The organism is Erwinia sp. 2186, assembly GCF_057812255.1.
The window spans coordinates 512,326-528,239 of the sequence record NZ_CM173824.1 but is presented as its reverse complement, the minus strand read 5'-3'; the positions used below and the strand labels follow the sequence as shown (position 1 = coordinate 528,239).

Genomic DNA, 15,914 nt, shown 5'->3' with positions numbered 1-15,914 from the left:
ATGAAGCGGACACCTGCGTGTCCGCTTAACTCATGCTATCCTGCCAAACGTTCATTCACTCACCATTTAAAGCCATGTTTCCTAAACTATTGCGTTCAGTGCTTCTTGGCCTTGTAGTTGCGGGTTTGCTGCTGGCCGGCATGCCAGCATTGCGGATCGGCAGTGACTTTTTCTCGCACAAAGATGACAGCGCTAATGAAACGCCTGTCAGCTACAACTCTGCCGTGCGTCGGGCTGCCCCGGCGGTAGTGAATGTCTACAATCGCAGTGCCAATGCCTCTGCTGACAACCTCGAAATCCGCACGCTGGGATCTGGCGTGATCATGGATGGGCGTGGCTATATCCTCACCAATAAACACGTGATCAACGATGCCGAGCAGATTATCGTTGCGCTGCAAGATGGCCGCATCTTTGAGGCAATGTTAGTAGGTTCGGACAGCCTGACCGACCTAGCGGTGTTGAAGATCACCGCGTCCAGCCTGCCCGTTATCCCAATCAATCCCACGCGCATTGCCCATATCGGCGATTTAGTGATGGCTATCGGCAACCCGTACAATATTGGGCAGACGGTGACCCAGGGGATTATCAGCGCCACTGGCCGCGTTGGTCTGAGCCCTTCCCGCTACCAGAACTTCTTACAGACAGATGCTTCCATCAACAAAGGGAACTCGGGCGGCGCCTTGATTAACTCTCTCGGTGAACTGATGGGAATCAATACGCTGTCGTTTGATAAGAGTAACGACGGTGAAACGCCGGAAGGCATTGGCTTTGCCATCCCTACGGCACTGGCTGCGAAAATCATGGATAAGCTTATCCGCGATGGTCGCGTAATCCGTGGGTTCATCGGCATCAGTGGCCGTGAAGTGCCGCAAATGCACGGACAAAACAGCAGCCTGGATCATATTCAGGGCATTGTGGTGACCAATGTTTCTCAGGGAGGCCCGGCAGCCAAAGCGGGTCTGCAAATCAATGATGTGATCACCAACGTGAACCATAAACCGGCTATTTCGGCGGTGGAAACAATGGATCAGGTTGCGGAGATTCGACCGGGAACCGTCATTGACGTGGATATCATTCGCAACGATCAAAAAATGACGCTGCCGATTACCGTGCTGGAATATCCGGGGAATTAAGCGGGAAGTGATGGAATGCAGGGCCAGACAGCGCTGGCCCTGTAGCAGGCTTATTTAACGAATTCTTCGCCCAACGTAATGTCTTTCTTCAGCGTATCCAACATGCCGTCCAACGACTTCTGCTCAAAAGCGCTCAGCGTGCCGATTGGCTTGCGCTCAACGATGCCGTTTTTACCCAGCAGCAGCGGTTGTGAGAAGAAGCGAGCATGCGCGCCATCTCCCTCAACGTAAGCACATTCCACAACGTTGCTTTCACCGTTCAGAGCGCGTACCAGCGACAGACCGAATTTGGCCGCAGCCTGGCCCATCGACAGCGTCGCGGATCCGCCACCTGCTTTCGCCTCAACCACTTCGGTACCCGCGTTCTGGATACGTTTCGTCAGATCGGCCACTTCCTGTTCAGAGAAGCTGACGCCTGGGATCTGGGAGAGCAGAGGCAAGATAGTCACGCCTGAGTGTCCACCCACTACCGGGATGTTCAGCTCGGCAGGATTTTTGCCTTTCAGCTCAGCGACGAAGGTGTTGGAACGGATGATATCCAGCGTGGTAACGCCAAACAGTTTGTTTTTATCGTAAACGCCGGCTTTTTTCAGCACTTCCGCAGCAATCGCGACCGTGGTGTTAACCGGGTTAGTGATGATACCTATCAACGCCTTAGGGCAGGTGCTGGCAACCTGTTCAATCAGATTACGAACAATACCGGCGTTAACATTGAACAGATCGGAGCGATCCATGCCTGGCTTACGCGCCACGCCAGCGGAGATCAGGACCACGTCAGCGCCTTTCAGCGCCGGCGTTGCGTCTTCGCCACAGAAACCTTTGATATTGACTGCGGTAGGGATATGGCTCAAATCAACAGCTACGCCAGGCGTAACGGGAGCGATGTCGTACAGAGAGAGGTCGGAACCCGCCGGAAGCTGGGTTTTTAGCAGAAGTGCGAGAGCCTGGCCAATACCGCCAGCTGCGCCGAGAACTGCAACTTTCATCCTGAACTCCTTATTATAGTGAGCGTAAAGTGCTGTGAGTCCATCTGGTTATGAACATAGTCCAGCCTTTAGCGCTTTGCGATTGCTTTCATGTCGATCTGAGCACTCACGCCCAAAACCGCTGAAGCAAATGATTAACCGCATAGGGTGCAAGGCCGCTCGTAGCCAGCGACAAACAGCACGATTCGGCCTTACATTACACCCTTAGCGCTAAGCAGAACAACATCAATTTAATAACAAATCGTTTACTTTTTGCGCTACATCCTTGTCTGAGCGGGCATTTTTTTTCCATCAAAAGTTTGGCATACTGTCACCCCTTCACCGCTCCCCCGCATAAAACACCCTGCCTTATTGCATAACCATTCATTTAATTGCATAATCACCGCCAGTCCCATCAGGGAATCCCCTTTATTTCTGACTCTTAAGCGGAAGCCTATGCGTAACCCATCAAAACAGGAAGACCTGATTAAAGCCTTTAAGGCTTTATTGAAGGAAGAGAAGTTCAGCTCGCAGGGCGAGATCGTCGCCGCTTTACAGGAAGATGGCTTCGACAATATCAATCAGTCTAAAGTCTCCCGCATGTTGACCAAGTTTGGTGCCGTGCGCACACGCAACGCCAAGATGGAAATGGTCTATTGCCTGCCTGCGGAACTGGGCGTGCCGACCACCACCAGCCCGCTTAAAAACCTCGTGCTGGATATCGACTACAACGATGCGTTGGTGGTAATCCATACCAGTCCAGGTGCCGCGCAGCTTATCGCTCGCCTGCTGGATTCCCTCGGCAAAGCTGAAGGGATCCTTGGCACCATTGCTGGCGATGACACCATCTTTATTACCCCTGCCCGCGCCTTTACGGTAAAGCAGCTGTTCGAAGCGATCCTGATCCTCTTCGAGCAAGAGTTATAAGCAGCAGCAATTAACGCCTGATTTTTAACCTAAGGCTAACCACCCCGTATCATCATCTTTTCTTAGAGCCGGCGCCTGCCGGCTTTTGCTTTTCTGACCTTCCACGCCTCACTATTCAGCATGATGCACTGCCTCGCGGGCGACATGTCAGGCAGAAAAACCAGATACTCTCGTCTCATGGTGTGATCCACCACAAATAAGCGCACGAATGGCTAAAGTCACATATCCCTGTGTTTTTACATGTATTTAACATGGATAGGGCAACTTATAAGCGTTTTTTATAACGTCTGGTTATTAAAATGCAGTTTTCGGTTAAAGTATCCCAACAAAACATTATTAGCACGCTATTAATTTTTTACGTTATTAGATCTATACTTGTTTTCGTGATGACAATCACACTAAACAAAAAGATAAAAACATACTACGAGGAAATAATCATGAACATTAAAACTACTGTTGCGGCTGTAACCGTTCTTTCTGCTCTCTCTTTTGGTGCTTTTGCAGCTGAATCTGTTAACGCGGATCAGGCGCAAAATCTGCAATCAGTTGGCACCATCTCCGTAAGCGGCGTTGCCGGTTCACCGATGGACATCCGCCAGCAGCTGAATGCGAAAGCTGACGCTCAGGGCGCAAGTGCTTACCGTGTTATCGAGGCGTACAACAACGGTAACTACCACGCGACTGCAGAGCTGTACAAATAAGCAAAGATTACCCGGCAATACGGTATTAACGACTAAAAAAAACGGTATCCCCAAGAATAATAAACGCTTTTTAGCCCTTTCGGTTACCGCTCAACCCTATCTGGAGCATCTAACATGAAAACCAAATTAGCAATCGCAGTACTCGGCCTGGCCTCAGTTCTTTCTTTCGGCGCCAGCGCCGCTCACCTGATAACTGACCAGCAGGCAAGCGAGCAGAACCTGCAGTCAATGGGCACCATTAGTGTCAGTGGTGTTGATGGCGCGCCAACCGATATCCGTCATGAGCTTTCTCAGAAAGCGGATCAGCAAGGTGCCAGCTCTTATCGTGTGATCGAAGCGCGTAACGATGGCAACTACCACGCCACCGCAGAGCTGTATAAATAAATTCTGATAAGTACAAAAAATTAGAAGGTGCCAGCACCTGCGTGTTGTCGAACGCGCGAATCCCTCTCGCTGGCTTGTCACTGCTACTGTAAGACATTCCTCGTCAGTATGACGAACCCTTTGGCCCCGCTTGTCGGGGCCCTTTTTGTTTCTGCTGACTAGCGAACGTTAAATCGGAGCTGCCCTTCTAGCTCCTCTTCTGCTTCATCAAACAGCAGGATTAACGCGCCATAACGCCGCTTCTGTCCGCTCCCCAAATGTACAAATTCAATTTCCAGGGGTAATGGCAACAGCGTCACCGCGTCCCATAAGCTGTCCAAATCCTTCACATTCAGATCGGCCAGCGCAAACCGTTCGCTGAACTGGCGGTAGAAGTGTGCCTGATCGACAATTTCATCAAAATCAAAAATCTCTGTTCTCATGCTAGCCGCTCCACGAGGCCCACGGTTGGGCGGCATACTGCCGCCCGGTGAGTTACAGTCCCCCAATATGCAGGGCTTTCACTTCTAAAAACTCTTCCAGTCCCAGCACCGAACCTTCACGTCCAAGGCCTGATTCTTTTACGCCGCCGAAAGGTGCCAGTTCCGTCGAGACAGCACACTCGTTTATGCCGACCATGCCACTCTCCAGTGCCGCCGACACGCGGAACACACGCTGAAGGTTTTGCGTATAGAAATACGCAGCCAGCCCGAACTCGGTATCATTTGCCCGACGAATAACCTCGTCTTCCTCATCAAAGCGGAAGCAGGCTGCGACGGGGCCGAAGGTCTCTTCTTTTGCCAGCTTCATCTTCTCATTGGCTTCGGCTATCACCGTGGGCTGCCAGAAATTGCCACCCAGAACATGGCGGGCACCGCCAGTAACAATCTTGCCTCCGTGGGCGACCGCATCCTTGACGTGTTCTTCCACTTTCTCCAGCGCAGAAGCCTCTATTAGCGGCCCGACGATCACCCCTTCTTCCATGCCATTACCGACCTTCAGTTTTTTCACCTCATCAGCCAGCTGGCTGACGAAGCGGTCATAAACGCGGTTGTGGATATAGAAGCGGTTCACGCTGACGCAAACCTGGCCAGCGTTACGGAATTTATTGACGATGGCGCCTTTCACCGCGGCATCAATATCGGCATCGTCAAACACGATATAGGGTGCGTTACCGCCCAGTTCCATCGAGACCTTTTTCATCGTCTCTGCGGCATTCCGCATCAACAGCTTGCCGACGGCGGTCGAGCCGGTAAACGAGATCTTCCGAACCGCCTTGCTGGCCATAATGGCATCGCTGATTGCATGGGTGTCGCCCGCGACAGCATTGAGAACTCCATCGGGTACACCGGCTTTCTTCGCCAGTGCCAGCAGCGCAAAGGCTGAAAGTGGGGTGTTGTTGGCGGGTTTGATAATGCCGGTACAGCCTGCGGCCAGTGCAGGACCAAGTTTGCGGGTCAACATTGCCATGGGGAAATTCCACGGCGTGATCGCGGCCACCACACCAATCGGTTCCCGCGTGGCCAGGATCCGCGAGCCGGCTTTGGCAGGAGGAATGATCTCGCCATTAGCGCGCTTGGCCTGTTCAGCAAACCATTGAATGAAGCTGGCGGCATACTCCACTTCGCCTTCAGCTTCCTTCAGCGGTTTGCCCTGTTCGGCGGTCATTAACTTCCCGAGCCAGGCTTTGTTGTCGATCATCAGCTGATACCAGCGGTTGAGGATTTCGCTGCGCTCTTTGGCCGTTTTAGCACGCCAGGCGGGGAAAGCCTTCTCTGCAGCCGCGATCGCCTGCTCTGTTTCGCTTTTACCGGCTTTGGCGACCTGGGCTACCACTTCACCCGTTGCCGGATTCAGTACATCGAAGGTGGCAGCGGTACGCAGCCATTTGCCATCACAAAAATAGCCGGTCTGGAACAGTTCGTGATCCTGAAGTAATGAGGTGCTCATCGTGTTCTCCTGAGGGGTTTGCCATCCTGATGGAATAAGTATAGATGGCACACTTTATCCCTGTATGAACCCGTCGGAGAGAAACGTGAATGGGAAAGCGCTGATACCGAACGGTATCAGCGTAAAGTCAGATTTGGATGAGGGTGTTCTGGTACTTTTTCAGCGTATTCGCCAGCCTTTTGACCGGCTCGGTTACGTTCAGCGGCGCGTCATAATGCACCAGCTTGCCCTGATAAGTGTCCAGCTCGGCCAGCAGCTGCTCGAAATAACGATGACGTTTTGCATCGGTTCTTGCGGCAATGACCTGATCGGCGGTATGCCGCAGCTGTTTATGGTAAGCCGATAAATCCTCATTAACCGGGATATCTGCATCCCGCAAACGCTGGTGCCCGATGATCAACGTCAGGGCAATGCGGAATTTATCGATATCACCAGGGAAAATGTTCAGCAACATAAAGAGCTGGTGATACAGCGCCGGAAGATGATTCTCACGACGGCGAGCCTGATTGGTACTCATGGCGGCCACCGCGGCATACATAAAGCGATTCAGCAAAATGCGGCCGGTGCGGGCTTTCGACGTGTCCCGGATCAACAGGATCACCAGCAGCGCAAGGAAGCAGCCGATAGCCTGCCCCAACGCGTTATCCAGAAACGCGGTGACGTTAAAGGTCATCGGGTTATCCAGGGTAATAATGTTGATGGTGCCGACCAGGCCACCCAAAGTACCAATCTGCCGCCGCTGGATCAGTATTCCACCGATAAATGCCATCACACCCAGCGAGATGCACAACAGCAGCATACTTTGCTGGGTTGACGGCATGATCACCATGTAATAGAGCGATCCGAGTGGGATCGCCACGATCATGCCGTAGAGGAAATCCTTCGCCATCATCAGGGGATTCGGCATACGCATCGCCAGCGCGGTGATCACCGCCAGCATGACCATCGCGCCGCTTCCGGAAGCCCAGCCGGTCCACAGCCAGAAAAGAGAGCCTACTGCGGTGGCCACAAACGTCCTGATACCGTTGATCATCGCATGGCGGGATTCGGCCGAACGCATCTTCACCACCGGCTCATCCTTCAGCACTTCCCGCTCGATACGGCTGATGCTGCTATTGGTATGGATGCCTTTTAACAACAACAGGTAGCGCGTGGCGGCGACCACCCAGTTCTGCAACGTAACCGGCGTGTTTTTGCTGCCACTGGTGGTGATAACCCGTCGCATGATCTTCATCCGCTTGTGGATGTCACCGATGTTTTCTACTGATTTATCAAAAAAGATATGGAACTGCGGCGGGACATACTCTTTTCGGCTGTCCTGGATCAGATAGGTTTCGGCGGCCTGGGTAATCAGCGCCAGCGAAAGGGTATTCAGCGCACGCATGCGCTCATCGATTTTCTGCCAGCGGCTGGACTCCATCATCAGGTTGCCCCGCATGCCGTTCAGCGCCGTGGTGCGGCGAACCAGGTTGGTCCACAGTCTGTCGACTTCTTCCTTGTCGCCGTGCGCGACACAAAGCTGCATCAGCTTGTACTGATCCACCAGCAGGGCATCAATTTCCCGGTCAATGTCCTGCTTCACCGAGCGCGGCGAAAACAGCATATCGGCGAGGATGGCGCAGACAATCCCGATGATGATTTCGCTACAGCGTTCCACCGCAAACTGCGGAGCCAGCAGCACTGAACCGTTCGCATCCACACTGACCACAATGATGAGCGCGGTGTAACCCGCCAGGCCCAGCGCATAGGAGTTTTCAATTTTGATCAGGGAAGAGAGCCAGACGCAGAGTCCGGCCCACATGCAGCAAAGCAGCATCATTAACGCCGGTGCCCTGATGGTGGCGATCATGATGGTCAGTGCCGCAATACACCCCAGGAAGGTGCCGATGATACGCAACATGCCGCGGTGGCGAAGCGCGCCGGAGAACGGATCGCCACCGGCAGCAAACGCCGTTCCGCCTGCCACGATGCAGGCGGTCATTACCGCCCAGCGAGGCGTCTCAAGATTGAAGTGAAAACCGATTAGCAAAGACAGCACAATGGCAAAAGTCAGCTTGATCGGGAACCGCAAACGGTGCCACTGCATAATGCTCTCCTGCTTAGCCGAACTCACGCAGGCGATGCATCAACTTCGACATCGGTGACATCTGTTCCGGCTTGCGATCGGCTGCGCCGGTTACCACTACCGTCGCCGTGGTGCCGGATGGATAAAGATTGCCCTGCTGCTCGTCCAGGTGAATACGCACCGGCACACGCTGCGCCAGACGCACCCACTCCAGGTTGGAGTCAATGGTCGCCATCCCTTTGCTGTCGATGGTGCTGCTGCTGTTAGTCACACCCGCCGCAACGCTGTCCACCGTACCATGCAATACGCGGTTGCTGCCCAGCGGCGTAATCTCGACACGGTAACCCGGACGGACGCCTTCCAGCTTGGTTTCTTCCATATAGGCCAGCACATAGAAAGTATGCTGCTGCACCAACGCCACGGCGGTTGAGCCACGGGTAATGAATTCACCGCGGTAAACGTTCAGGTTAGTCACCCAACCATCGGCCGGCGCTTTCACCACGGTACGCGTCAGATCCAGTTTTGCGGTATCGCGCGTCGCGATGGATTTCGCCAGCTGGTGCTCGGAGGTCTGGTAATCGTTATTGGATTGCTCGATGGCCTCACGGGACATGGCAGAAACACCTAACTGATTGCGGCGGGCCGCTTCACGACGTTTCTCGTTCACCAGCGCCTGGTAGTAAGCCACATCGGCTTCAGCTTCATCCAGTGCCTGTTGATAGCGCGGCTGATCGACCACGAACAGCACCTGGTCTTTCTTCACCAGCTGGTTATCGCGTACCTTAACATCCGTTATCAGGCCGCTCACGTCCGGGGCAATCGCCACGACATCCGCAGTAAATTTAGCATCACGTGTCCACGGGGATTCTGTGTAGAACACCCATGCGCGGAAAATCAGGATAACGGCGATGACGACCAGAATCAGGGTTATGGCGTATCGGGCAATTTTTGTAGTTAGCGCTTTCACTATGACCTCAGACAAACAATCGGGAAACCAGGTAGAACAGGCAGCAGTAGAGTGCTGTATTAAACAGTGCAGGATGCCAGACCAGGTCATAGATCCCGGTGGGTGTCAGCAAACGACGCACCAGCCAGAACAGCATCAATGACACAATAATTTCGAAGAAAATGGGCGGAAAAGAGAGCCCAAATATCACAATAACCGGAAGCATACTCATCTTTTATCCTTGTCAGTACCTTACCGGGCACACGCCTTCTGGCAGACTCAAGCCACCTCCCGGTTCAGGGGGGCTGCTGCTTTACAGGTTGATGATGATAGAGTAACAGACAAGCTGTCAGATAATCATAACCGGCGCTCAATGAATAATAGCGTATTCAGGAGCCAGCATTGTGGTGAGTAGAGTTACGGAAAGGTAACCCGGCGCCGCTATAATAACGCGCCTGACTATGTGTTTTCTACCTAATGTGATCTAAATCACTTTTAAGCCAGGGTTAACAATGGAAAGACTTAAGGGCATGTCCGTTTTTGCACGGGTGGTAGAACTGGGATCCTTTACCGCGGCGGCTAACCGGATGCAAATGAGCGTCTCGGCCGTCAGCCAGACTGTAGCCAAACTGGAAGATGAACTCCAGGTCAAATTGTTGAATCGCAGTACCCGCAGCCTGGGACTGACCGAAGCCGGGAAGATTTACTTTCAGGGCTGTCGCCGAATGATGTCTGAAGCGCAGCAGGTTCATGAACAGCTGTACGCGTTTAACAATACCCCAGTGGGAACCTTGCGCATTGGCAGTTCTTCCACCATGGCGCAAAACGTGCTGGCCAACATGACGGCAGAGATGCTGCGGGAATATCCCGGCCTGACCGTAAATCTGGTCACCGGCAGCCCGGCTCCCGATCTTATCGCTGACGGGCTGGATTTAGTGATCCGCGTCGGCGCGCTGCAGGACTCGAGTCTGTTTTCACGGCGGTTGGGGTCAATGCCGATGGTGGTTTGCGCCGCAAAAAGCTATCTGACCCAACATGGCACACCGGAGAAACCGTCAGATTTAGGTAACTTTTCTTGGCTGGAGTACAGCGTCCGCCCGGATAACGATTTCGAGCTGACCTCGCCTGAAGGCGTCTCTATCCGCCTTTCTCTTCAGGGGCGTTTTGCCACCAATGACTCACAAACCCTGATCCGCTGGTTGGTTTCAGGAACCGGCATCGCCCATGTGCCGTTAATGTGGGTGATCGATGAGATTAACGCCGGACAGGTGGAGATCCTGTTTGCCCATTATCAATCCGCACCACGGCCGGTTTATGCGGTTTATACGCAGAAGGACAAGCTGCCGTTGAAGGTGCAGGTGTGTATTAACTATCTCACCGAGTATTTCGATAAGGTGGCGGACGTTTATCAGGAATCGCGACAGGAGTAGAGGCCAGAAAAGCAAAAGGGACGATTTCTCGTCCCTTGGGTGTCGCTTTTCAGCCAGGTGGCTAAACGGATTACGCGGTGCCCCCAACCGTCAGCTTATCAAGCTTCAGCGTGGGCTGACCCACACCGACCGGCAGACTCTGGCCTTCTTTACCGCAAACGCCCACGCCTTTATCCAGCGCCAGGTCGTTTCCGACCATCGAGATTTGCTGCATCGCTTCGATGCCCGAGCCAATCAAGGTCGCGCCTTTTACCGGTTTGGTGACCTTGCCGTTCTCAATCAGATACGCTTCTGAGGTAGAGAACACAAACTTACCTGAGGTGATATCAACCTGACCGCCGCCGAAGTTCGGCGCATACAGGCCGTACTCCACGCTTTCGATGATGTCCTGCGGCGTGGATTTACCGGCCAGCATATAGGTATTGGTCATACGCGGCATTGGCAGATGAGCATAGGACTCACGGCGGCCGTTGCCCGTTGGGTTAACCCCCATCAGGCGCGCATTGAGCTTATCCTGCATGTAACCTTTCAGAATGCCGTTTTCAATCAGCACGTTGTACTGACCCGGTACGCCTTCATCATCGACAGCCAGCGATCCACGCAGACCTTCGATGGTGCCATCGTCGACCACGGTACAGAGCTCAGAAGCCACCAACTGGCCCATCTGGCCACTAAAGACCGAGGTTCCACGGCGGTTAAAGTCGCCTTCCAGACCATGACCGACCGCTTCATGCAACAGCACGCCCGGCCAGCCGGCACCCAGTACCACCGGAATGGTGCCTGCCGGGGCAGCAACCGCATTCAGATTAACCAGCGCCATTCGCACCGCTTCACGCGCCCAGGCTTCAGCACGCATTTCGCCAGACTCATCAGCCAGGAAGAATTCATAGCCGAAGCGCCCGCCGCCGCCGCTTGAACCACGCTCACGCTTGCCGTTCTCCTCTACCTGCACGCTGACAGAAAGGCGAACCAGCGGGCGAATATCGGTGGCCAGCGTGCCGTCAGTGGCGGCCACCAGAATCATTTCATACACGCCGCTCAGACTGGCGCTGACTTCCTGAACACGTTTGTCCGCAGCACGGGCGGCGCTATCGACGCGGTGCAATAACGCAATTTTTTCTTCACGGGTCAGGCTCTGCAGCGGATCCACCGTTGGGTACAACGAACGATGCATCACCGCGCCAAGCGTATGGGATTTTCCGTTCCCCTGCTCACGGACAATGCTGCGCGCAGCGGTAGCGCTCTGCGTCAGGGCATTCAGCGTAATCTGGTCTGCATAGGCAAAACCGGTCTTTTCGCCGCTGACGGCACGGACGCCGACACCCTGATCGATATTCCATGAACCGTCTTTAATGATGCGGTCTTCCAGCACCCAGGACTCGTGAAAGCTGGACTGGAAATAGAGGTCGGCATAATCCAGTTTACGTTCAGACAGCTGACCGAGAAGGGAAAAGAGATCCTGTTGATTAATGTTGTTAGCAGTTAGTAACTGCTCACTTACCAGATTCAGACTCATGAATTCTCGCTCTGTTTGGATGAGCCAGTAACCGCTGGCATCGCATATCTATAGCCTGAGGCAATTCGCAGGTCACGTCAAATTCACTTCGCGCTCTTTTCAACGGGCTTACGCAGCACTTCGTCAATCTGCGGCTTATCTATCGAGCCGGAAATATGGTAGCGAAGCACCGAAATTTTGTTCCACAGCGGACCGAGCACTTTGCTGGCGGCAAACACCGCCGCACCGACAATCGGATTGACCGCAAACGCTGCAGCCACACCGACGGTCGCGGAGATCTCCGGTGCCACCACCGCTTCCATATCGATCTGGCGTTTCACCAGGTCCATTTTGCCCTTCATCGCAATGTCAGCTTCCAACCCGTCCACCAGCAAATTGTCGGTGTGCATCACGCCCTTTTCAATCCAGGCCGTTCCGCTGATCGAGTCGTAATAGAAGCCCTGACTGAAGGTATCGCTGAAATCCAGCCGCATTTTACGCAGCAGCGCGTCGAAGCTGACCAGCCGCAGTAGCTGTCCGGCTCTGCCGGTATTCACATCGGCAATTTCACCGGCACCGAAATGCGACTTCAGCACGCCACTTAAGGTCGCTTCTGACGGCTGCCACGGAGCGGACTGCCAGTGAAGATCGTAATCGATACTGAACGGCGAATTCCGCAATGGCGTATTCACCCCAAACCAGTTGGTGGCATCATTGATTTTCTTGCCACTCAGCACGCCTTTTAAAGCCGTACGCTGGGCGCCAGGACGATTAACCCACTCGCCCTCGACTTTCAGCCGCGAGCTTCCGGTATCAATCAGGCCATTTTTCAGGGTCAGCGTGTCGCTGGAGTGGCTGACATCTGCCGCCATCCGGCCAAATTTCTGCCCGCGGAGCCAGCATTCATCGCAGGTCAGTGCCAGCGCTGGCCAGCTGCTGAAATCAATCTTGCTGCTGTCGCCCGGCAGAGGAGAACTGCCTTCGGCGGAGGCCCATTCCGGATTGTAATAAAGGTAGTTGAGATGAGCAGCCCAGGGTGAGCGTTGGTTCATCTTCAACGTGCCGTTAATCTCTTTACCCTTAGCCTGAATCTGCGTGTCTCCCGATACGGTCTCACTCAGCGTGGCTTCAAGATCGTGCCACAGCTGGCCACCCAGCGTCAGCGCTGGCGTGCGTAGGGTGATATTCCCCGGGATAAACGCCCGGCTTTTAGTGGCCTGCTGCGAAGACGATCCACCTGCCGTTTTGCCCGTGCTTTGGCTGTTGAACAGCGCCAGCCAGGCTTCGCCATCCAGCGGAGGCAGATTCAGGACCATCCCGTCCGCCTCCGGAAGGGCTGGCAGACCTTTGCTGTCGTTCTCCCAGATTCCACGATCGATCTTCAGCTGCTTGCCCAATAGCCACTGACTGTTGAAGTGGCGGTCACTGCCGACTGAACCGCTGAGGTTGAAACTTTTGAGGTCACCCTTGGCGCTGACTTTAACCGGCATCGCCACATTCCGCTCTTTATCCAGCGGTGGAGGTAAGTGACTACTCACATTTTTCAGGTCACCGTCCAGCACAACCTGATAATTTGCGCTGCCAGCGTGCGGCAGATTGATCAGCACGTTGCTCTTCCAGCTGGCATCGCCGGTGAGCTTGTCACGGATCTGCGCAGGAACCACATCCATCTTGCCTGGCTGCCAATCCCCTTTAAGATCAACACCAATCTGGTAGTTCTTGTCGCCCTCAAGGGTGTTGAAGCTGACGTCCATCGGCTGCCCGAACCAGTTGGCCGTCATCGGGTCACTCTTCAGATCGCCATTATCGTAGGTAAAGTGGCCAGTCAGCTGCTTGATGGTGCTATCAAGCGGCTTGATGTACAGCGTGTTGTCCTTCAGATTCACATCGCCGGTGGCCCGGACCAGCTCGCCATCGAGCGGAATATCCAAATGTAAGCGACCACTCACATCGCCGCCAATCTGCAGCTCATCAAGCGCGGCACCCAGTGACGGTTTCAATGGCGTCTGATTAAAGTAATCGCCAATCGCTTTGCCGGCACCGTTGATGTCAGCATCAATGATCAGCTTCTCTTTCAGATAATCCGGGATTACCGCCGAGATATTTCTGCCATCAACCTGCCCCAGTTTGGTGTGTTCGGCTTTCATAAACAGGCCGTCATTCACGAAGTCGAGGTTGATATCCAGATTTTGCAGATCCGGCCAGCCTGGCTGGAACTGGAAGGTTGATTGTTTCAGCGGCACCCAGACTTCAAACTGCCCGTCATTATGCTTGAACGGGAACAGTTGGGGGTTGCCGGCGAAAATCAGTGAGGCATTCTGCACCTGCCCGCCCTTAATGGCGCCGCTGAGGTAGTCCACCAGCGATTTGCCCATCAGCGGTTCAGGGAAGTAACGCCAGGCATCGCCGGCATCGGTCACATTGATGCCGGCCAGAATATCCAGTCGGGGCGCTTTGTCCTTCGGCTGGGCGTAGGTGAAGTCGCCTTTCGCCCACAGGGAACGCGCCTTCACATCTAACTGATGGCCTGCAAGGGTGAAGTGGTCGTTGGCGTACTGCCAGCTCAACGCCCCTGTGGCATGTTCTATTTCAAGCGGTGCCCGGAACATCGAACCGTAAGGTAAGGTGGCGTTGTTGACGTTGAAATCGACCTGCCCGTTCGCCACCGCACCGCTCACCGATCCACTGAAATGCGCCATACCGGGCAGCAGTTCCCAGTGTTGCCAGCTGAGATCCCGCCATTTGGCCTGGAAACGGCTCTGTTCAGGTTGTTGGACAGGAATATCCACCGCCAGCGCTTCAATGCGGCCTTTAGGTTGCAACGCACGCCAGTTTTGCAGCAGTGTTGGGGTCAGTTTGGCAAACAGAGGGATCAGCGGATCCAGCCGTTCCAGATCCAGCTGCGTGGCGCGCACGCGTACTTCTTCATTGTGATCCGGGCCTGGCAATACGCCATTCTCAGGCTGCCACATTCCCGACAGCTGGCCTTTGGGCCACGGGTGGCCGTCGGTCACCAGATTGGTCTGAGGAACCTCAATGCTCCAGCCGCTGTTGAAGCGGGCAATGTGCGCGGTAACGTTATCGACGGTCAGATGATGCTGCTGTTGGTCGCCCTTCCAGCTCGCGCCGCCTTTTTTCAGCTGAATATCGCCATCATAGATTTCACCCTCTTTCAGGCTCATCCACGCCGCCAGACTGAATCGTGCACTGTCCAGGCTGGTATTATCGCGCATCCACTGGCCTAGCCAGGGTTTCACGTCGACATCATCCGCCTGCATCCACACCCGGCCGGTATCCAGATAGCCGTTACTGTCGCTCAGATCCAGCCGCACCTGAATTTCACCATGCTGACCGTTAAAACTGGACAGGCTGACCACGCCTTCCGCACGGTGACGGTTTTTTTCGTTTAGCCAGGTGAGCTGAGGAACATCCAGTCGCGCACGCTGACCGGAAAGGGTGACAAAGCTGATGTGACTGTCGCGAAGATCGAAGTGATCGAACTGACGAAGGAACAGATCGCTGAACTTACCCGGCTCCAGCTGCAGTTTCTCACCGTTGCCTGAGGTTAACGGCTGACTGGTGGCCAGATTTAGTTGGTAGAAGGTCAGATTACGGAACTGCCAGCGCAGGTGCAGCATTGACTGCCAGATATCCAGCGCCAGCGTGATGCGTTGGGCTTTTAAGTCATCACCTTCTTTCAGGCTGACGTGCAGATCGCGGATTTCCAGCACCGGGCCGAAGTTTTCCCAGGTGCCGTTCAGCGCACTGGCTTCCACCGGCATGCCGGCCACAGACGAAATTTTTTCCAGCAGCGGTTCGCGCCAGCTGTTCAGATGCGGCATCACCAGACGCAGCCCACTGACCATCAGCGCAACAATCACCACGATGGTTGCGCCAGTCAGTAGCAGGATCCCTGGTAATCGCCTCACACACTTCTCC

13 protein-coding genes are annotated in these 15,914 nt (G+C 54.3%); 5 read left to right on the top strand and 8 right to left on the bottom strand.

Annotated elements, in window-relative coordinates:
* Window positions 1–74: 74 nt before the first annotated feature.
* Window positions 75–1,133, top strand: coding sequence for an outer membrane-stress sensor serine endopeptidase DegS (gene degS / locus ACXKZG_RS02500; RefSeq protein WP_488875639.1), 1,059 nt, complete (start codon window positions 75–77; stop codon window positions 1,131–1,133).
* A 50-nt stretch (window positions 1,134–1,183) separates the two neighbouring features.
* Here the strand turns inward: degS and mdh are convergent, their stop codons facing one another.
* Window positions 1,184–2,119 (bottom strand): malate dehydrogenase, encoded by a 936-nt coding sequence (gene mdh, locus ACXKZG_RS02495; protein ID WP_013204071.1) that lies wholly within the window; start codon window positions 2,117–2,119, stop codon window positions 1,184–1,186.
* A gap of 435 nt (window positions 2,120–2,554) precedes the next feature.
* Between mdh and argR the strand changes: the two genes are divergently transcribed.
* From argR to yhcN (ACXKZG_RS02480), 3 genes are all read left to right on the top strand, one after another.
* Window positions 2,555–3,025 (top strand): transcriptional regulator ArgR, encoded by a 471-nt coding sequence (argR, locus tag ACXKZG_RS02490; RefSeq protein ID WP_013204072.1) that lies wholly within the window; start codon window positions 2,555–2,557, stop codon window positions 3,023–3,025.
* A 437-nt stretch (window positions 3,026–3,462) separates the two neighbouring features.
* Window positions 3,463–3,726 carry a peroxide/acid stress response protein YhcN gene (gene yhcN / locus ACXKZG_RS02485; RefSeq protein ID WP_013204073.1) on the top strand — a complete coding sequence of 88 codons (264 nt, stop codon included), beginning with the start codon at window positions 3,463–3,465 and terminating at the stop codon, window positions 3,724–3,726.
* A gap of 114 nt (window positions 3,727–3,840) precedes the next feature.
* A complete protein-coding gene (gene yhcN / locus ACXKZG_RS02480; RefSeq protein WP_013204074.1) occupies window positions 3,841–4,110 on the top strand; it encodes a peroxide/acid stress response protein YhcN in 270 nt (89 codons plus the stop codon).
* 158 nt (window positions 4,111–4,268) lie between these two features.
* Here yhcN (ACXKZG_RS02480) and ACXKZG_RS02475 read toward each other — a convergent pair whose 3' ends face one another.
* The 5 genes from ACXKZG_RS02475 to aaeX form a co-directional block, all read right to left on the bottom strand.
* Window positions 4,269–4,532, bottom strand: coding sequence for a barstar family protein (locus ACXKZG_RS02475; RefSeq protein WP_013204075.1), 264 nt, complete (start codon window positions 4,530–4,532; stop codon window positions 4,269–4,271).
* 52 nt (window positions 4,533–4,584) lie between these two features.
* Entirely contained in the window at window positions 4,585–6,039 is a 1,455-nt protein-coding gene (locus tag ACXKZG_RS02470; RefSeq protein ID WP_488875638.1) for an NAD-dependent succinate-semialdehyde dehydrogenase, read from the bottom strand.
* A 127-nt stretch (window positions 6,040–6,166) separates the two neighbouring features.
* Entirely contained in the window at window positions 6,167–8,125 is a 1,959-nt protein-coding gene (gene aaeB / locus ACXKZG_RS02465; protein ID WP_013204077.1) for a p-hydroxybenzoic acid efflux pump subunit AaeB, read from the bottom strand.
* Window positions 8,126–8,138: 13 nt separating this feature from the next.
* On the bottom strand, window positions 8,139–9,071 hold the full coding sequence (aaeA, locus tag ACXKZG_RS02460; protein WP_013204078.1) for a p-hydroxybenzoic acid efflux pump subunit AaeA: 933 nt from the start codon (window positions 9,069–9,071) through the stop codon (window positions 8,139–8,141).
* A gap of 7 nt (window positions 9,072–9,078) precedes the next feature.
* Window positions 9,079–9,282: a p-hydroxybenzoic acid efflux pump operon protein AaeX gene (aaeX, locus tag ACXKZG_RS02455; protein ID WP_013204079.1), complete on the bottom strand. Its 204-nt coding sequence runs from the start codon at window positions 9,280–9,282 to the stop codon at window positions 9,079–9,081.
* 280 nt (window positions 9,283–9,562) lie between these two features.
* Between aaeX and aaeR the strand changes: the two genes are divergently transcribed.
* Window positions 9,563–10,480, top strand: coding sequence for an HTH-type transcriptional activator AaeR (gene aaeR / locus ACXKZG_RS02450; protein ID WP_013204080.1), 918 nt, complete (start codon window positions 9,563–9,565; stop codon window positions 10,478–10,480).
* Window positions 10,481–10,550: 70 nt separating this feature from the next.
* Here aaeR and tldD read toward each other — a convergent pair whose 3' ends face one another.
* Window positions 10,551–11,996 carry a metalloprotease TldD gene (tldD, locus tag ACXKZG_RS02445; RefSeq protein WP_013204081.1) on the bottom strand — a complete coding sequence of 482 codons (1,446 nt, stop codon included), beginning with the start codon at window positions 11,994–11,996 and terminating at the stop codon, window positions 10,551–10,553.
* 83 nt (window positions 11,997–12,079) lie between these two features.
* The gene (gene yhdP / locus ACXKZG_RS02440) at window positions 12,080–15,904 is read right to left on the bottom strand and encodes an AsmA2 domain-containing protein YhdP (protein ID WP_488875637.1); all 3,825 of its coding nucleotides are present in this window, start codon (window positions 15,902–15,904) and stop codon (window positions 12,080–12,082) included.
* Window positions 15,905–15,914: the final 10 nt, after the last annotated feature.